A 625-nucleotide genomic window follows, 5' to 3' on the forward strand; every position below is an offset into this window, starting at 1 on the left:
GGCCAGTCCGGTGGATTGTTCCCGCGCCGAGGTGGAGATGGCATCCATGACCTGGTTGATCTGGGCGACATAATCGCCGATCGATTTCAGCGACAGGCCGGTTTCGAGGACCAGCTTCACGCCGTTTTCGACTTCGGTCGACGATTTCTGGATAAGCCCCTTGATCTCCTTGGCGGCCTGGGCAGCACGTTGGGCCAGTTCGCGCACTTCCTGTGCSACSACGGCRAAKCCCTTGCCGGCYTCSCCRGCRCGKGCYGCCTCGACRCCGGCRTTSAGCGCCAGSAGRTTGGTCTGGAARGCGATCTCRTCGATGACGCCGATGATCTGGCTGATCTGCTTCGACGAATGCTCGATCTTGCCCATGGCGTCGACGGCGTCGCTGACCACCTTGCCCGAGCTTTCGGCCTGGGTGCGTGTGCCGCGGACGAGATCACGGGCCTCGCCGGCGCGCATGGACGTCGACTTGACATTGGCCGTGACCTGTTCAAGCGCCGCGGCGGTTTCCTCCAGCGAGGCTGCCTGCTGTTCGGTGCGCTTGGAGAGGTTGTCGGAGGCGCTGGAAATCTCGGCGCTGCCGGTGCGGACCTGGGCGGCCGTCTGGCCGACGCCGCGCATGGCCTCACGC

General features: G+C 65.1%; 1 protein-coding gene. It reads right to left on the reverse strand.

All coding sequences use genetic code 11. The features are described from left to right. Window positions 1–625: methyl-accepting chemotaxis protein (locus AC1D0P_RS26970; protein ID WP_477679538.1), on the reverse strand; the 625-nt coding region annotated here is incomplete at both ends.

Source organism: Polaromonas sp. P1_G2, assembly GCF_056405515.1.